Origin of the sequence: Streptomyces sp. BK239 (assembly GCF_004217285.1) — a bacterium.
Classification (GTDB): domain Bacteria; phylum Actinomycetota; class Actinomycetes; order Streptomycetales; family Streptomycetaceae; genus Streptomyces.
Genome location: NZ_SHKS01000002.1, coordinates 697,139 through 712,760 on the forward strand (window position 1 = coordinate 697,139; position 15,622 = coordinate 712,760).

General features: G+C 72.4%; 11 protein-coding genes. 4 read left to right on the forward strand and 7 right to left on the reverse strand.

What is annotated here, in order from left to right; translation table 11 throughout:
* Complete coding sequence (locus tag EV567_RS08950; protein ID WP_130438114.1) at positions 1-825, forward strand: PaaX family transcriptional regulator C-terminal domain-containing protein; 825 nt, start codon at positions 1-3, stop codon at positions 823-825.
* Positions 826-849: 24 nt separating this feature from the next.
* Here the strand turns inward: EV567_RS08950 and EV567_RS08955 are convergent, their stop codons facing one another.
* Together EV567_RS08955 and EV567_RS08960 are read right to left on the reverse strand one after the other, a co-directional pair.
* Positions 850-3,231, reverse strand: coding sequence for a bifunctional salicylyl-CoA 5-hydroxylase/oxidoreductase (locus tag EV567_RS08955; protein WP_242620725.1), 2,382 nt, complete (start codon positions 3,229-3,231; stop codon positions 850-852).
* A gap of 119 nt (positions 3,232-3,350) precedes the next feature.
* Positions 3,351-4,178: an enoyl-CoA hydratase family protein gene (locus tag EV567_RS08960; protein WP_130438116.1), complete on the reverse strand. Its 828-nt coding sequence runs from the start codon at positions 4,176-4,178 to the stop codon at positions 3,351-3,353.
* A 320-nt stretch (positions 4,179-4,498) separates the two neighbouring features.
* On the opposite strand from EV567_RS08960, the gene EV567_RS08965 reads away from it, so the two are divergent.
* On the forward strand, positions 4,499-4,957 hold the full coding sequence (locus EV567_RS08965; protein ID WP_130438117.1) for an ATP-binding protein: 459 nt from the start codon (positions 4,499-4,501) through the stop codon (positions 4,955-4,957).
* Here the strand turns inward: EV567_RS08965 and EV567_RS08970 are convergent.
* The 3 genes from EV567_RS08970 to EV567_RS08980 form a co-directional block, all read right to left on the reverse strand.
* The gene (locus EV567_RS08970) at positions 4,911-6,368 is read right to left on the reverse strand and encodes an amino acid permease (protein WP_130438118.1); all 1,458 of its coding nucleotides are present in this window, start codon (positions 6,366-6,368) and stop codon (positions 4,911-4,913) included. The two genes, EV567_RS08965 and EV567_RS08970, sit on opposite strands and share 47 nt — an antisense overlap.
* Before the next feature lie 104 nt (positions 6,369-6,472).
* A complete protein-coding gene (argF, locus tag EV567_RS08975; protein WP_130438119.1) occupies positions 6,473-7,480 on the reverse strand; it encodes an ornithine carbamoyltransferase in 1,008 nt (335 codons plus the stop codon).
* A 104-nt stretch (positions 7,481-7,584) separates the two neighbouring features.
* A complete protein-coding gene (locus EV567_RS08980; RefSeq protein WP_130438120.1) occupies positions 7,585-8,808 on the reverse strand; it encodes an arginine deiminase in 1,224 nt (407 codons plus the stop codon).
* A 153-nt stretch (positions 8,809-8,961) separates the two neighbouring features.
* Here EV567_RS08980 and EV567_RS08985 point away from each other — a divergent pair, with 153 nt between their 5' ends.
* Together EV567_RS08985 and EV567_RS08990 are read left to right on the forward strand one after the other, a co-directional pair.
* Complete coding sequence (locus tag EV567_RS08985; protein ID WP_130438121.1) at positions 8,962-10,206, forward strand: SPFH domain-containing protein; 1,245 nt, start codon at positions 8,962-8,964, stop codon at positions 10,204-10,206.
* On the forward strand, positions 10,203-11,105 hold the full coding sequence (locus EV567_RS08990; RefSeq protein WP_130438122.1) for an NAD(+)/NADH kinase: 903 nt from the start codon (positions 10,203-10,205) through the stop codon (positions 11,103-11,105). The genes EV567_RS08985 and EV567_RS08990 overlap by 4 nt, the downstream gene beginning before the upstream one ends.
* A gap of 488 nt (positions 11,106-11,593) precedes the next feature.
* On the opposite strand, the gene EV567_RS08995 is transcribed toward EV567_RS08990, so the two are convergent.
* Complete coding sequence (locus EV567_RS08995) at positions 11,594-14,152, reverse strand: polynucleotide kinase-phosphatase (protein ID WP_130438123.1); 2,559 nt, start codon at positions 14,150-14,152, stop codon at positions 11,594-11,596.
* Complete coding sequence (locus EV567_RS09000) at positions 14,149-15,618, reverse strand: 3' terminal RNA ribose 2'-O-methyltransferase Hen1 (RefSeq protein WP_130438124.1); 1,470 nt, start codon at positions 15,616-15,618, stop codon at positions 14,149-14,151. Before EV567_RS09000 ends, EV567_RS08995 begins: the two co-directional genes overlap by 4 nt.
* Between the last annotated feature and the right edge of the window lie 4 nt (positions 15,619-15,622).

Genomic DNA, 15,622 nt, shown 5'->3' on the forward strand with positions numbered 1-15,622 from the left:
ATGATCAACGTGTCCGACCAGCCTGCCCCCCGGTCTCTCATCGTCACGCTCTACGGCGCGTACGGCCGCTTCGCGGCGGGTCCCGTGCCCGTCGCCGAGCTGATCCGGCTGCTCGCCGCGGTCGGCGTGGACTCGCCCTCCGTGCGCTCGTCGGTGTCCAGACTGAAGCGCCGCGGGCTGCTGGTGCCGGCCCGTACGGCGCGGGGCGCGGCCGGGTACGAACTGTCCCCGGAAGCCCGGCAGATGCTCGACGACGGCGACCGGCGGATCTACGCCGCCGCGCCGCCCGAGGACGAGGGCTGGGTGCTGGCGGTGTTCTCCGTGCCGGAGTCGGAACGGCAGAAGCGGCACGTCCTGCGCTCCCGGCTGGCGGGGCTGGGCTTCGGCACGGCCGCGCCCGGCGTGTGGATCGCCCCCGCCCGGCTCTACGAGGAGACCCGGCACACGCTGGAGCGGCTGCGCCTGGAGGTCTACGTCGACTTCTTCCGCGGCGAGCACCTGGGTTTCACGCCGACCGTCGACGCCGTCGCCCGCTGGTGGGACCTGACCGCCCTCGCCGAGCGGCACGAGGCGTTCCTCGACCGGCACGCCGGTGTGCTGCGCGCCTGGGAGCAGCGTGCGGACACCCCGCCGGAGGAGGCCTACCACGACTATCTCCTCGCCCTGGACTCCTGGCGCCATCTCCCCTACGCCGACCCCGGCCTGCCCGCCCACCTGCTCCCCTCGAACTGGCCGGGCACGCGTTCGGCGGCGGTCTTCCGGGGCCTGCACGAGCGACTGCGGGACGCGGGGGCGGAGTTCGCCGCGGCGGGGCCGCCCGGGTGACGGGCGGGCGGCCCCTCGCGTGCTTCAACTCCGCAGTGTGAGGCGGGGCTTCGGCGCGTCGGTACGGCCGGTGCGCGGCGGGCGACTGCCCGCGCGGTACGGCGCCGGCCACAGGACGCCGGGGCCGTCGTAGCCCTGCTCGGCGGCGGCGTGCAGCGTCCAGTGCGGGTCGTAGAGGTGGGGGCGGCCCAGGGCGCAGAGGTCGGCTCGGCCCGCGAGGATCAGCGAGTTGACGTCGTCCCAGGAGGAGATCGCGCCGACCGCGATCACCGGCAGGCCCACCGTGCTGCGGATACGCTCCGCGAAGGGCGTCTGGTACGACCGGCCGAACTCCGGTTCCTCCTCGGCGACGACCTGGCCGGTCGACACGTCGATCGCGTCGGCGCCGTGCGCGGCGAAGGCACGGGCGATCTCGACGGCGTCCTCCGCCGTGGTGCCGCCCTCGGCCCAGTCGGTGGCGGAGATCCGGACCGTCATCGGCTTCTCCTGCGGCCATACGGCCCGTACGGCGTCGAAGACCTCCAACGGGAAGCGGAGCCGCCGGGCGAGCGAGCCGCCGTAGGCGTCGGTGCGGCGGTTGGTGAGCGGGGAGAGGAAGCCGGACAGCAAGTAGCCGTGCGCGCAGTGCAGTTCGAGCAGGTCGAAGCCGGCGCGGGCGGCCCGTCCGGCCGCCGAGGTGAACTGCTCGCGCAGATCGGTGAGTTGCGCTCGGCTCAGCTCGCGGGGCAGTTGGCTTCCCGGCTTGTACGGCAGCGCGGAGGCGGCCACCAGCGGCCAGTTGCCGTCGGGCAGCGGCTCGTCCATGCCCTCCCACATCAGCCGGGTCGAGCCCTTGCGGCCACAGTGGCCCAGCTGGACGCCGATCGCGGCGCCCGGCGCCCGGGTGTGGACGAAGTCGGTGATCCGCCGCCACGCCTCCGTCTGCCTGCCGGTGTAGAGGCCGGTGCAGCCGGGGGTGATCCGGCCCTGCTCGCTGACGCACACCATCTCCGTCATCACCAGCGCGGCCCCGCCGAGGGCGCGGGCGCCGAGGTGGACGAGGTGGAAGTCGCCGGGGAGGCCGTCGGCCGCCGAGTACATGTCCATCGGGGAGACGACGACCCGGTTGCGCAAGGTCAGGCCGCGCAGCCGGAACGGGGTGAACATCGGGGGCGTGCCGGGCGGGCAGCCGAACTCCCGCTCGACGCCGTCGGTGAAGCGGGGGTCACGCAGGCGGAGGTTTTCGTGGGTGACGCGGCGGCTGCGGGTGAGCAGGTTGAAGGCGAACCGGCGGGGCGGCTGGTCGACATGACGGGCGAGGTCCTCGAACCAGTCCAGGCTGGCGCGGGCGGCGCGCTGGGTGGAGGCGACGACGGGGCGGCGCTCGGTCTCGTAGGCCGCCAACGCCTCCGGCAGGGAGGGCTGTTCCTCCAGACACGCCGCGAGTGCGAGGGCGTCCTCCACGGCGAGCTTGGTGCCGGAGCCGATGGAGAAGTGGGCGGTGTGGGCGGCGTCGCCCAGCAGGACCGTATTGCCGTGCGACCAGCGCTCGTTGACGACCGTGCGGAAGGTCGACCACGTCGAGTGGTTGGACCTGAGCGGCCGGCCGCCCAGTGCGTCCGCGAAGATCTTCGCGCAGCGTGCCACGGACTCCTCCTCCGCCAGCTCCCCGAAGCCGGCCGACCGCCACACCTCCTCGCGCATCTCGACGATCACGGTGGAGGCGTCGGACGCGTAGGGGTAGCCGTGCAGTTGCATCACGCCGTGCTCGGTCTCGGCGATCTCGAAGCGGAAGGCGTCGAAGGCGAAGTCCGCGGCGAGCCAGATGTAGCGGCAGCGGTGGTTCACGATGGTCGGGCGGAAGAGGTGGGCGTGGGTGTCGCGGGTGGTGCTGTGGACTCCGTCGGCGGCGATGACGAGGTCGTGCGTCTCGGCGAGGCGCTCCGCCGGTGGGGCGGGGGTGTTGAAGCGGAGGTCCACTCCGAGGGTGTGGCAGCGGGCGTGCAGGATCTGGAGGAGCTTTTTTCGGCCGAGGGCCGCGAAGCCGTGGCCTCCGGCGGTTTGGCGGGTGCCCCGGTGGACGATGTGGATGTCGTCCCAGCGGGTGAACTCCCGTTCCAGGGCTGCGTGGACGACCGGGTCCGCGTTCTCTATGCCGCCGAGGGTCTCGTCGGAGAGGACGACGCCGAAGCCGAAGGTGTCGTCGGGGGCGTTGCGCTCCCAGAGGGTCACCTCGCGGTGGGCGTTCAGGTTCTTCAGCAGGGCTGCGGCGTAGAGGCCGGCGGGGCCGCCTCCGATGACTGCTATGCGGTGGGGGTGGGTGGGGGTGGGGTTGTGGGGTGGGTGCGGGTGCGTCCACGTGGGCGGGTGCGGGTGCGTCGGGGCTTGTCGCGCAGTTCGCCGCGCCCCTGAGGTGGGGGTCCTCACGTCGGGATTCTGAGGTACCGGCTGGGCACCTGAGGTCGGCGGGTGCGGGTTTGTCGGGGCTTGTCGCGCAGTTTCCCGCGCCCCTGAGGTGGGTTGCCTCGCGTCGGGATTCGCTCGCATCAGCGGCCCTGCCATTTCGGGGGGCGTTTGGCTGTGAAGGCCGCGTGGAATTCCGCGTAGTCCTCGCCGTTCATCAGGAGCGCCTGGGTGGCGGCGTCCAGTTCGATCGCTGCCGCCAGCGGCATGTCGAGTTCGGCGGTCAGGAGGGCCTTCGTCTGGGCGTATGCCAGGGCGGGGCCGCCGGCCAGGCGGTGGGCGAGGCGCTGGGCGGCCTGGTCGGCGCCGCCGTCCTCGGCGAGTTCGCTGATCAGGCCGATCCGCTCGGCCTCGGGCGCCCGCACGGGTTCGCCGAGCATGAGCAGCCGGGTGGCGTGACCGAGGCCGACGACCCGGGGCAGCAGATAGGCGGCGCCCATGTCGCCGCCGGAGAGCCCGACGCGGGTGAAGAGGAACGCGAAGCGGGCGGTGGGGTCGGCGACCCGGAAGTCCGCGGCGAGGGCGAGGACCGCGCCGGCGCCCGCGGCCACCCCGTGCACCGCCGCGATCACCGGGAACGGACACTCCCGTACGGCCCGTACGACCTGCCCGGTCATCCGATTGAAATCGAGCAGCTGGGCGGTGTCCAGGGCGAGGGTCGCGCCGATGATCTCGTCGACGTCCCCGCCGGAACAGAAGCCCCGCCCCTCGCCCGCCAGGACCAACGCGCGCACGGCCCGCTCCCGGGACAGTTCGGCGAGCAGGTCGCGCAGGTCGGCGTAGGCGCCGAAGGTGAGGGCGTTGAGCTTCTCGGGGCGGGCGAGGGTGACGGTGGCGATGCCGTCGGCCCGGGTGACCCGGAGGTGGCGCCAGTCGGAGGTGCGGGCGGCGGAGCCGGTGAAGGGACTCATGAGGGCGGCCTCCTCGACGAGTGGTCTCCTCGAAATTATCACCCTTGTGTGACTGCCGTCAGGAGTGCGCGATAACGGGAGGGGGTATGCCACGGACGTGTCACTGCGTGACCGGGCCACGTCACATGCGTCACCGCTCGTCAATAGGGCGGTAACAAGGGGAGCAGGGGTGCGAGGGAAGGCGTTGTGCCGGGTAGGCCGCCGACGACGGGGTCGACGGCCCCGGGCGGCGACCCTCGTGCGACTGAGCCGGAGGCCGCCGTACCATTCCTGGAAGTTGAGAGCAGGACTGCCTGATGTCGAGCACGGGAACCTGCGCCATGAACGGAATCGCCTTGCACGAACGTCCTGCTTCGCCCGCCTCGTGGCGCATCGCGCTGCCGCACTCCGCCGCGGCCGTGCCGGTGGCCCGCGCTCTGATCCGCACGGCGCTGGCCGAGCTGGCGCACGGGGCGGACAGCGACACGGCGGAACTGCTGACCGCCGAGCTGGTGGCGAACGCCGTGGAGCACACCTCCGGGGACGCCCCGATAGAGCTGGTCGTGGAGTTGCAGCCGACCGGCTGCCAGGTGGAGGTGCACGACCCCGACCCCACCCCGCCGGGCGACCTGACCCGCCCGCCGGTCGTCGAGCCCGACCCGTGGCAGGAGCACGGGCGCGGGCTGCTGCTGATCCGCGCCCTCAGCTCGTCCTGCGGGCACCGGCCGACGGAGACCGGCAAGGCGGTGTGGTTCAGGCTGGCTGCCGTTCCCCGGCAGTGGCGTCCTCACCCCTCGTGACAGCCTCGGCCTCGTCGGCGGCCGCCAGCCGGGAGTTGCGGCGGCCGTACACCCCGTACAGCACGAGTCCGGCGGCGAGGAACACGGCGAACTGGAGCCAGGTCGCCCACCCGGTCTCGTACATCAGGTAGAGGCAGAAGGCGACGCCGAGCAGCGGAACGGCGGGGTAGAGCGGGACGCGGAAGGTGCGGGCCAGTGACGGCTCGCGGCGGCGCAGGGCGATCACCGCGATGTTGACGACGGCCATGATCGCGAGGGTGCCGATGGTGCACAGGTTCATCACGGCGTCCAGGGAGGCGAAGGCCGCCGGGAGGGCGAAGACGACCGCCACGATCAGGGTGCCCGCGACGGGCGTGGCGGTGCGGGGCGAGACCTTCTCGAAGACGCGCGGGACGAGTCCGTCGCGGGCCATCGACATCAGGATGCGGGTCTGCCCGTACATCACCGCGAGGACGACCGACGCGATCGCGACGACCGCGCCGAAGGCGACGATCCCACCGCCGACCGAGGAGCCGGTGACCTGGTTGACGACGTGGGACAGGGCGGCGGGGCGGCCCGCGACCTCGTCGCCGCCGACGGCGCCGATCGCGGCGAGCGCGACCGCGCAGTACAGCAGGGTGACCAGGCCCATGCAGACGAGGATCGCGACGGGCACGTCCCGGCGCGGGTTGCGGGCCTCCTCGCCGGCCGTGGTGATCGCGTCGAAGCCGATGTAGGAGAAGAAGGCGGCGGTGGTTCCGGCGCCGATGCCGCCGAGGCCGGCCGGGGTGAACGGGGTGAGGTTGCCGTCCTTGAAGGCGCTGAAGCCGATCGCGCAGAACGCGACGAGGATGGCGAGCTTGAGGACGGCCATGGCGGCGGTGGCCCGGGCGCTCTCGCGGATGCCGCGGACCAGCAGCACGGCGGCCATGGCGATGACGAGCACGGCCGGGAGGTTGACCACCCCGCCCTCGCCGGGCCCCGCGGACAACGCGGCGGGCAGGTGCAGACCGGTGAGGCTGTCGAGGAGTTCGTTGACGTACTGGCTCCAGCCGACGGCGACGGCGCTCACCGACACGCCGTACTCCAGGAGCAGGCACCAGCCGACGAGGAAGGCGGTGCGCTCGCCGAGGCTCGCGTAGGCGAAGGAGTAGGAGGAGCCGGAGACGGGGATCGCCCCGGCCAGCTCGGCGAACGCGAACGCGGTGAACACGCAGGTGATCGCGGCGAGGACGAAGGAGACGACGACGGCCGGGCCGGCCTGGGCGACCGAGTCGGAGAGTCCGACGAAGATGCCGGTGCCGACGATCGCGCCGAGGCCGAAGCAGACCAGCTGGAAGAGGCCCATGGTGCGGCGCAGGCCGTGGCCCTCGCGGTCGGCGCCTGACTCGGCCACCAGGCTGGCGGGGGACTTGATGCGGTGAGCGGGCATGCGGGTGGTGCTCGTTTCTGGTGGTGCGGGGCGACGGGGTGTCGTCGCGGGACGGTCACGGAAGGGGTGGTTCCGGACCGCCCGACAGCATAAGCGCAGGTCGGTCAGGCGAGTGTGGCGACGAGCACAGCCTTGATGGTGTGCAGCCGGTTCTCCGCCTCGTCGAAGACGACGGAGTGGGCCGACTCGAACACCTCGTCGGTCACTTCGAGGGAGTCCAGGCCGTACGTCTCGTGGATCTCGCGGCCCACCTTGGTCCCGAGGTCGTGGAAGGCCGGCAGGCAGTGCAGGAACTTCACGTCCGGGTCGCCGGTGGCGCGCAGGACGTCCATGGTCACGGCGTACGGGGCGAGGGCGGCGATGCGCTCCTCCCAGACCTCCTTGGGCTCGCCCATGGAGACCCACACGTCGGTGGCGACGAAGCCGGCGCCGCGCACGCCGTCGGCCACGGACTCGGTGAGGGTGATACGCGCCCCGCTGGTCTCGGCGAGCTCGCGGGCCCGGTCGACGACCTCCTGGGCGGGCCAGTAGCTCTTGGGGGCGACGATGCGCACGTCCATGCCGAGCAGGGCGCCGGTGACCAGGTAGGAGTTGCCCATGTTGAAGCGGGCGTCGCCGAGGTAGGCGAAGGCGATCTCGTGCAGCGGCCGGTCGGAGTGCTCCGTCATGGTGAGCACGTCGGCGAGCATCTGGGTGGGGTGCCAGTCGTCGGTGAGTCCGTTGTAGACGGGCACGCCGGCGTACGCGGCGAGCTCCTCCACCTTCTGCTGGCTGTCGCCGCGGTACTCGATCGCGTCGTACATCCGGCCCAGCACGCGCGCGGTGTCCTTGACGGACTCCTTGTGCCCGATCTGGGAGCCGGAGGGGTCGAGGTACGTGGTGGAGGCGCCCTGGTCGGCGGCGGCGACCTCGAACGCGCAGCGGGTGCGGGTGGAGGTCTTCTCGAAGATCAGCGCGATGTTCCTGCCCTGGAGCCGCCTGTCCTCGGTCCCGGCCTTCTTCGCCGCCTTCAGCTCGGCGGCCAGCTCGATCAGGCCGCGGAACTCCTCGGCCGTGAAGTCGAGCTCCTTGAGGAAGTGGCGGCCGGCGAGGGCGCTCAGGGACGTCGCCATGGGGGCGCTCCATAGGTACGAGAACAGGACTCTGGAACTCTATACGATGAATGGAATTTCTATACAGCCCCCGGGTCCCGTTCCGTTCGACCCCGCACCCTCTTCTACACAGCCCCGCGTTCGACCGGGCAGCTCATGCAGCGCGGCCCGCCCCTCCCCCGGCCCAGCTCGCTGCCCGGGATCTCTATCACCTCGATGCCCTGCTTGCGCAGGTGCGTGTTGGTGGTGGCGTTGCGCTCGTAGGCGATGACGACACCGGGCTCGACGGCGAGGACGTTGCAGCCGTCGTCCCACTGCTCCCGCTCGGCGGCGTGCACGTCCTGGGTCGCGGTGAGCACCCGGATCTCGCTCAGCCCGAGGGCGGCGGCGATCGCACGGTGCATGTGCTCCGGCGGATGGTCGGTGACCTTGAGCTCCTTCTCGCCGACGCCCGGCTCGATGGTGTACGAGCGGAGCATGCCGAGGCCCGCGTACTGGGTGAAGGTGTCGCCGTCGACCATGGTCATCACGGTGTCGAGGTGCATGAGGGCGCGGCGCTTGGGCAGGTCGAGGGCCACGATGGTCTGCGCCGAGCCGGCGTCGAAGAGTTTGTGGGCGAGCATCTCGACGGCCTGGGGTGTGGTGCGTTCGCTCATGCCGATCAGGACCGCGCCGTTGCCGATGACGAGGACGTCCCCGCCCTCGATGGTGGAGGGATAGTCGGCCTGCCCCTCCGACCAGAGGTGGAAGGTCTCGGCGCGGAAGAGCGGGTGGTGCCGGTAGATCGCCTCGAAGTGCACGGTCTCTCGCTGCCGGGCCGGCCAGCGCATCGCGTTGATGGAGACGCCGTCGTAGATCCAGGCGGAGGTGTCGCGGGTGAAGAGGTGGTTGGGCAGGGGGCGCAGGAGGAAGTCGTCGAGTTCCATGACGTGGAAGCGCACGGACGTCGGCTCCGCGTGCTCCTCCAGGAACTCCCGTTTGGTCATGCCGCCGACGAGGGCCTCGGCGAGTTCGGGGGCGGGCAGGGTCTCGAAGGCGGCGCGGAGGTGGTCGGTGGCGAGCACTCCGTACTCCTTCTCGTCGAAGACCCGGTCCAGGACGAGCCTTCTGGCCGCCGGGATGTCCAGGGCCTCGGTGAGCAGGTCGCCGAAGAGGTGGACGGCGACGCCTCTGTCCCGCAGGACGTCCGCGAAGCCGTCGTGCTCGGCGCGCGCCCGGCGCACCCACAGCACGTCGTCGAAGAGGAGGGCGTCCTTGTTGCTGGGGGTGAGCCTTTTGAGCTCGAGATCCGGCCGGTGCAGGATGACGCGGCGCAGTGGCCCGGCTTCGGAGTCGACATGGAATCCCATGCCTCCATCCTGGCCGCCGGGGACCGCCTTCACCCGCTTGTGGACCGATTCCGGCCGAGCTTGTTCTCGTCTGCTTGACGACAAGCGGACCGACCGGTTATCGTCGCACTGACGAAAAATCGGGTCGCGTGAGTTCGAACGAGGGGGACTTCCATGGCCGACATCACCCGGCGCCTGGGCTGGCGCCATCTGCGGGGCGCGCCCACGGCGCACATCCGTCACCACCGCTCCGGCAAGCTGGCGCACGACGGGCCCGGACTCAGCTTCTGGTTCCGCCCGCTGAGCGCCGCGCTCTCCGAAGTGCCGGTCGACGACCGCGAGTTGGCCATGACCTTCCGGGCCCGTACGGCCGACTTCCAGGACGTGGCGGTGCAGGCGACGGTCACCTACCGCGTCAGCGACCCGGCCGTGGCGGCCGCCCGTCTCGACTTCTCCATCGACCCGGACACGGGCGTCTGGCGGGGCGCGCCCCTGGAGCAGCTCGGCACACTGCTCACCGAGACGGCGCAGCAGCACGCGCTGGACGTCCTGGCGCGTACGCCGCTGTCGGCGGCGCTGGTGGACGGGGTGAGCTCGGTGCGCGAGCGGGTCGCGGCCGGGCTGGCGGCGGAGCCGCGGCTGCCCGCCACCGGCATCGAGATCGTGGCCGTGCGTGTCGTCGCGCTGCGCCCGGAGCCGGAGGTGGAGCGGGCGCTGCGCACGCCGGCCCGGGAACAGATCCAGCAGGAGGCCGACCGGGCGACGTACGAGCGGCGGGCGGTCGCGGTCGAGCGGGAGCGCACGATCGCCGAGAACGAACTCGCCAGCAAAATCGAACTGGCGCGTCGCGAGGAGCAGTTGGTGGAGCAGCGCGGCACCAACGCCCGACGGGAGGCGGAGGAGAGCGCGGCAGCGGACAAGGTGCGGGCCGAGGCGGAGGCGACGCGCACGGTGCGGCTCGCGGAGGCGGAGGCGGCGCGGGCGGTGAAACTGTCCGAGGCGGAGGCGACGCGGTCGGTCAAGCTCGCCGAGGCGGAGGCCGAGCGGGCGGTGAAGCTGTCGGAGGCGGAGGCGGCCAAGCAGCTCCGGCTCGCCGACGCCGAGGCGCAGAGCACGCAGCGCCTGTCCCAGGCGGAAGCGGCCCGCACGGTTGCCCTCGCCGACGCGGAGGCGGCCCGTTCCGTACGGCTCGCCCGCGCGGAGGCGGAGGCGGCGCGCGAGGTGGGCGAGGCGCGGGCGCAGGCCCAGGCGGCCTGGCTGCGGGTGCACGCGGACGCCGGGATCGACGGCGTGGACACCCTGCACGCCCACGCGGCCACACGTCTCGCGGAGAACCTGCCGCAGATCGACAGCGTGACCATCTCGCCGGACGTGCTGACCGGCCTGCTGGCCAGGCTCGGCGGCGGGGACCGGGCGTGAGCCTCGCCCCGCGTGCCGTCCTGGTCCACCGGAGAACGGAGTACGAGGAGCTGGTGGCCCGGCACGGCACCCACGGCCAGGCCGCCTTCTTCCTCGCCTCGCGGGGCCGGGACATCGAGGAGGTCGCCGAACGCCACCGGCGCACCCGCCGGGCGCTGGCCGAGGTGACGGCGGCGGTTCCCCTGACCTGGCGTCAGATGCTGCTGGAGCGGGCCGATCTGGACCGTTTCCTCTTCGCGCCCGAGGACGTGGTCGTGGTCGTCGGCCAGGACGGTCTGGTGGCGAACGTCGCCAAGTACCTCGCTGGGCAGCCGGTGTTGGGCATCGACACCGACCCCGGACGCAACCCGGGCGTCCTGGTCCGGCACCGCCCGCAGGACGCCGGCACCCTACTGGCGTCGGTTCACGCGGCCGGCACGGGGGTGTCGGAGCTGACCATGGTCGAGGCGGTCGCCGACGACACCCAGCGGCTGGTGGCCCTCAACGAGATCTATCTCGGCGCGGCCGGTCACCAGACCGCCCGCTACCGCCTGGGCCTCGACGACGACGGGGGTGTCGTCGAGGCCCAGGCCTCCTCCGGGGTGCTGGTCGGCACCGGCACCGGGGCGACCGGCTGGATCCGCTCGGTCTGGCAGGAACGGGGCGGCGACGGCCCGGCCCTGCCGCAGCCCTCGGAGCAGCGCCTGCTGTGGTTCGTCCGCGAGGCCTGGCCCTCCCCGGCGACGGGAACGTCCCTGGTCGCGGGCGAGTTGTCGGCCGAGCGGCGACTGACCCTCACCGTCGAGTCGGAACGGCTGATCGCCTTCGGCGACGGCATGGAGACCGACGCGCTGGAACTGACCTGGGGACAGCGCGTACGGGTGGGGGTGTGCGAGGAGAGGCTGCGCCTGGTGGGGTGACGCCGCCCGGGGGTGCCCTGTGGGGGCGTCTCCGCCGCGGGGCGGAGCGTGGGACGCCCCGGAGGTGCCTCGGGACGGCGATTCCGCATCGGTGGCGGAGCCGGGAACGCCCGGGAGAGGTGCCTCCGGGTGGCGTCTCTGCTTCGGATCAGATCCCGGAACGCCCGGGAGACGCACCTCCGGGCGGCGTCTCCCCCGGAGGGTGTCCCCGGGCGGCAATCCCGCCTCGGCTCGAAGTCGGGAACGCCCCGGAGAAGCGCCTCCGGGCACCGTCCCCGCGTCGGGACGGAGGCCAGTAGCTCCCGGGAGGTGCCCCCGGCTCGGCTCGGAGCCGGGGACGCCTTGGCGGGTGCGGTGCCGATGGGGGGCACCGCCGCCCTCGGGTCGAAGCCGTGAACCCCCGGGAGGTGCCCCCGGCGGCACCCCCGCCCAGGGGCCGAAACCGTGAACCCCCGAAGGGGGTCCCAGGGTGACGCCTCCGCCTCGTGTCAGAGTCGGGGGTCGACCGGTTCCGACTCCAGGGCCAGGACTCCGAAGACCGCCTCGTGGACGCGCCACAGGGGTTCGCCCTCCCCCAGTCGGTCCAGCGCCTCCAGGCCGAGGGCGTACTCCCGGATCGCGAGGGAGCGCTTGTGGTTGAGGAAGCGCCGGCGCAGCCGGTCGAGGTTGTCGGGCCGGGTGTACTCCGGGCCGTAGATGATCCGCAGGTACTCCCGGCCCCGGCACTTGACGCCCGGCTGGACGAGACGCCCCTCTCCGTCGCGGACCACCGCGCCGACCGGCTTGACGACCATGCCCTCGCCGCCCCGGCCGGTCATCTCCAGCCACCAGTCGACGCCGGCCCGCACCGACTCGGGGTCGGCCGTGTCGACGTACAGACGTCGGGTGGTCTGGAGCAGTCCCGTCGCGTCGTGCTCCACCAGCCGGTCCAGCAGGGCCAGTTGCTGGTCGTGGGGTATGCCGGCGAGGCTGCGTCCCTGGACCGCGAGGATCTGGAACGGCGCCAGACGGACGCCGTCCAGGCCGTCCGTGGTCCAGCAGTAACGCCGGTAGGCCTGGGTGAACGCGGCGGCGTCAGCGGCGCGTTCACGCTGCCGGGCCAGCAGGTCCGACACGTCGACGCCGCGCGCTGCGGCGCCCTCCAGGGCGTTCAGTGCGGCCGGGAGGACCGCTCCGGACGCGGCGCCGACCGCCGCGTACTGCGAGCGCAGCAGACCGGACGCCTTCAGCGACCACGGCATCAACTCGGCGTCCAGCAGCAGCCAGTCCGTGTCCAGCTCGGTCCACAGGCCCGCCTCCCCGACGGCCGCGCGCAGCCGACCGAGGATCTCCTCGGTCATCGACGCGTCGTCGAAGAACGGACGGCCGGTGCGCGTGTAGAGGGAGCCCGTCACGCCGTCCACACCGAACCGCCGGCGCGCCGCCTCCGCGTCCCTGCACACCAGGGCGACGGCTCGCGAGCCCATGTGCTTCTCCTCGCACACGACCCGCGCGACGCCGTCCCGCGCGTACTGCGCGAAGGCCTCCGCCGGGTGCTCGAGGTAGCCGTCCACGTCGCTGGTCGGCGTGGGCGCCATGGTCGGCGGGAGGTACGGCAGCAGCCGGGGGTCGACGGCGAACCGGCTCATGACCTCGAGCGCGGCGGCCGCGTTCTCCTCCCGGATCGAGATCCGGCCCTGGTGGCGGGTCTCGACGACCCGCCGGCCGTGCACGTCCGCGAGGTCCAGCGGCCGCCCGTCCCGTCCGCCGGGCGCCTCTGCCCGCAGCGGCTTCACCGGCTCGTACCAGACCCGCTCCGCCGGTACGTCGACCAGCTCCCGCTCGGGCCAGCGCAGCGCCGTCAGCTTGCCGCCGAACACGGCGCCCGTGTCCAGGCAGATGGTGTTGTTGAGCCAGGTCGCCTCCGGGACGGGCGTGTGACCGTAGACGACGGCCGCCCGGCCCCGGTAGTCCTCCGCCCACGGGTAGCGCACCGGCAGCCCGAACTCGTCGGTCTCACCGGTGGTTTCGCCGTACAGCGCGTGCGAGCGGACCCGGCCGGAGGTGCGGCCGTGGTACTTCTCCGGCAGACCGGCGTGGCAGACGACCAGCCTGCCGCCGTCCAGCACGTAGTGGCTGACCAGTCCGTCGAGGAACTCCCGCACCTCGGCGATGAACTCCTCGCTCTCGCCCTCCATCTGCGCGATCGTCTCGGCGAGCCCGTGTGTGTGCTGCACCTTGCGCCCGCGCAGGTGACGGCCGTACTTGTTCTCGTGGTTGCCGGGCACGCACAGCGCGTTGCCCGACTTCACCATCGACATCACGCGGCGCAGCACCCCCGGGCTGTCCGGGCCGCGGTCGACGAGGTCACCGACGAAGACGGCGGTGCGCCCCTCGGGATGGACGCCGTCGACGTAGCCCAACTTGCCCAGCAGCGAATCCAGTTCGGCTGCGCAGCCGTGGATGTCGCCGACGATGTCGAAGGGACCGGTGAGGTGCGTCAGGTCGTTGAAGCGCTTCTCGGTGACGACGGTGGCGTGCTCGACCTCCTCGACGCCGCGCAGCACGTGCACCTTGCGGAAGCCCTCGCGCTCCAAGTGCCTAAGAGAGCGCCGCAGTTCACGGGTGTGCCGCTGGACGACCCGCCGGGGCAGGTCGGCGCGGTCGGCACGGCCCGCGTTGCGCTCCGCGCACACCGACTCCGGCACGTCCAGGACGATCGCGATGGGCAGGACGTCGTACTGCTTGGCCAGCTCGATCAGCTGCCGTCGGGACTCCTGCTGCACGCTGGTCGCGTCGACGACCGTGCGCCGGCCCGCCGCGAGCCGCTTGCCGGCGATGTAGTGCAGGACGTCGAAGGCGTCCCGCGTGGCGCTCTGGTCGTTCTCGTCGTCGGAGACCAGCCCGCGGCAGAAGTCGGACGAGATGACCTCGGTCGGCTTGAAGTGCCGCCGCGCGAAGGTGGACTTTCCCGAGCCGGACGCGCCGACCAGCACGACGAGGGAGAGGTCGGTGACGGGCAGGACACGGCCCTGCTTCACGGGAACCGCGACGTCGGTGTCGGTCATGCCGCCTTCGCCTCCTTCTCGCTGCCGGCGCTCAGGGTGAACACGGCCATCTGGGTTGGGGGTCCGACCTCGGGGTCGTCGGGTCCGACCGGCACGAACTCGGTCTCGTAGCCGTGCCGTTCGGCCACGGAGCGCGCCCAGGCGCGGAACTCCTCGCGGGTCCACTCGAAACGGTGGTCGCCGTGCCGGACGTGCCCTGCCGGGAGGGACTCCCAGCGGACGTTGTACTCGACGTTCGGGGTGGTCACCAGGACCGTGCGCGGGCGGGCCGCGCCGAACACCGCGTACTCCAGGGCGGGCAGCCTGGGCAGGTCGAGGTGCTCGATCACCTCGCTGAGCACGGCCGCGTCGTAGCCCTTGAGCCGGTTGTCGGTGTAGGCCAGGGAGCCCTGCATCAGCTTGACGCGGGATGCCTGCCGCTCGCCCATGCGGTCCAGCTTCAGCCGGCGCGAGGCGATGGTCAGCGCGCGCATCGACACGTCGACGCCGACGATCTCGGTGAACTTCGGGTCCTTGAGCAGTGCCTGCACCAACTGCCCCTGCCCGCAGCCGAGGTCGAGCACCCGGGCGGCGCCGGACGCGCCGAGCGCGGCGAGGATCGCCTCCCGGCGCTGCACGGCGAGCGGCGTCGGCTTCTCCTCCGCCTCGGTCTCCGCCGCGACCGCGTTGTCGATGTCCTCGACCTCGCTGTCGTCGGCCTCGGCGAGCCGCACCAGCTCAAGCCGCTCCATCGCCTGGCGGGTCAGCGACCAACGGCGCGAGAGGTAGCGGCTGGTGATCAGCTTCTGCTCGGGGTGCTCGGGAAGCCAGCCCTCACCTGCCCGCAGCAGCTTGTCGACCTCGTCGGAGGCGACCCAGTAGTGCTTGGCGTCGTCGAGGACCGGCAGCAGCACGTACAGGTGCCGCAGGGATTCGGCGAGGGTCAGCGTCTGCGACTCCAGGACGAGGCGGACGTACCGCGAGTCGCCCCACTCGGGGAACTCGACGTCCAGGGCGACCGGTTCGACGTCCACCGCCCAGCCGAGCGGCTCGAACAGGCGCCGTACGAGCACGGGGCCGCCGCGCGCGGGCAGCACCGGCACCTCGATCCGCAAGGGTCTCGGCTGCGAGGGCAGTTCGGGCTTGGCGTTGCACACGCCCCGCATGGCGCTGGAGAACACCGCGCTCAGCGCGACCGCGAGCAGTGAAGAGGCCGCGTACGGACGGTCGTTGACGTACTGCGCGAGCGCGGCGTCGGGGGCGCCACCGCGTCCCTTGCCCTTGCCGCGCCTGACCAGCGCCACGGCGTCCACCTCCAGCAACAGCGCCGCCGTGCAGCGCCGGTCGTCCGCCTCGGGGTAGAGGACGGACGCCCGGCCGTAGGAGGTGGAGAACGCCTGCGAGTTGTCGGGATGCTTGTGCAGCAGGAAGCCGAGATCGGTGGCGGGGCGTTCGGGGGTGCCGGTGGTGCTGATCGTCAGGAACACGTGA

What these genes read in the sequence shown, in the direction of transcription:
- EV567_RS08950 (WP_130438114.1), top strand. Translation starts at nt 1, where the DNA reads ATGATCAACGTGTCCGACCAGCCTGCCCCCCGGTCTCTCATCGTCACG.
- EV567_RS08960 (WP_130438116.1), bottom strand. Translation starts at nt 4,178, where the DNA reads ATGAGTCCCTTCACCGGCTCCGCCGCCCGCACCTCCGACTGGCGCCAC.
- EV567_RS08965 (WP_130438117.1), top strand. Translation starts at nt 4,499, where the DNA reads ATGAACGGAATCGCCTTGCACGAACGTCCTGCTTCGCCCGCCTCGTGG.
- EV567_RS08970 (WP_130438118.1), bottom strand. Translation starts at nt 6,368, where the DNA reads ATGCCCGCTCACCGCATCAAGTCCCCCGCCAGCCTGGTGGCCGAGTCA.
- argF (WP_130438119.1), bottom strand. Translation starts at nt 7,480, where the DNA reads ATGGCGACGTCCCTGAGCGCCCTCGCCGGCCGCCACTTCCTCAAGGAG.
- EV567_RS08980 (WP_130438120.1), bottom strand. Translation starts at nt 8,808, where the DNA reads ATGGGATTCCATGTCGACTCCGAAGCCGGGCCACTGCGCCGCGTCATC.
- EV567_RS08985 (WP_130438121.1), top strand. Translation starts at nt 8,962, where the DNA reads ATGGCCGACATCACCCGGCGCCTGGGCTGGCGCCATCTGCGGGGCGCG.
- EV567_RS08995 (WP_130438123.1), bottom strand. Translation starts at nt 14,152, where the DNA reads ATGACCGACACCGACGTCGCGGTTCCCGTGAAGCAGGGCCGTGTCCTG.